Source organism: Moraxella atlantae NBRC 14588, from assembly GCF_001591265.1.
In the GTDB taxonomy this organism is placed as follows: Bacteria; Pseudomonadota; Gammaproteobacteria; order Pseudomonadales; family Moraxellaceae; genus Faucicola; species Faucicola atlantae.
Map to the genome: position 1 here is coordinate 1 of NZ_BCUL01000076.1, position 875 is coordinate 875.

The following is an 875-nucleotide window of genomic DNA, read 5'->3' on the forward strand; positions in this document are numbered from 1 at the left end:
AGAACCTGTTCACGATTAAAAAATATGCCAGGATAAGCCACATAATCGATTAATAACCGAGTAATTCACCATGAGAAAATCCTATCCAAGCGACATTAGCCGAAAACAATTTGAGCACATACTACCGATTTTAGAAAGTGCAAGGAAGAAGACCAAACCAAGAACGGTTGACCTTTATGACGTATTTTGTGGGTTATTGTATGTACTAAGAACAGGTTGCCAATGGCGACAGCTGCCCCATGACTTTCCCAAATGGCGCACCGTCCACTCGTACTTTCAGAAATGGAGTGAGCTTGACGAAGAAGGCAACAGCATTCTTGACCAAGCCTTAAAAAAAATTGGTCAAAAAAGCGCGAAAGAAGGACAACCGTAAGGGCAAAACCAGTTTTATCATCATCGATGCTCAAAGCGTTAAGAATACAGATACCGCCAAACACAAAGGCTATGACGCAGGAAAGAAAGTATCAGGGATTAAGCGCCATATTGCAGTAGATAGCCAAGGCTTGCCGCATGCTATCTGTATTACCACTGCCAATATCACCGACCGTGAAGGTGCTAAAACGTTACTTCGTCAACATGCTAAACGCTTAAGCCGCGTAAAAAATGTGATGGTTGATGGCGGTTATCGAGGTGAGGCATTTGCCAATAGTGTAAAGACCCTTTTAGGCGAAACCGTTACTACAGAAGTTGCCAAAAGAGATGAACTGCATACGTTTAAAGTCATACCAAAGCGATGGGTTGTAGAACGTTCGTTTGCTTGGCTTGAAAAAAATAGACGTCTATGGAAAAACTGTGAGTGTCATTTAAATTCGAGCCTTCAATTGACCAATCTCGCTTTCATCGCTTTGTTATTGAAAAGATTGTGAACAGGTTCT

At 41.8% G+C, this 875-nt stretch carries 1 protein-coding gene; it reads left to right on the forward strand.

Translation table 11 applies throughout. The annotated features are described in order from the left end of the window. Positions 1-70: 70 nt before the first annotated feature. Positions 71-866 (forward strand): IS5 family transposase gene (locus tag MA2_RS10770; protein WP_115253979.1). Its coding sequence is split into 2 segments (ribosomal slippage): positions 71-331 and positions 333-866, totalling 795 coding nucleotides; the frame shifts between segments, so codons are not numbered across the junction. Positions 867-875: the final 9 nt, after the last annotated feature.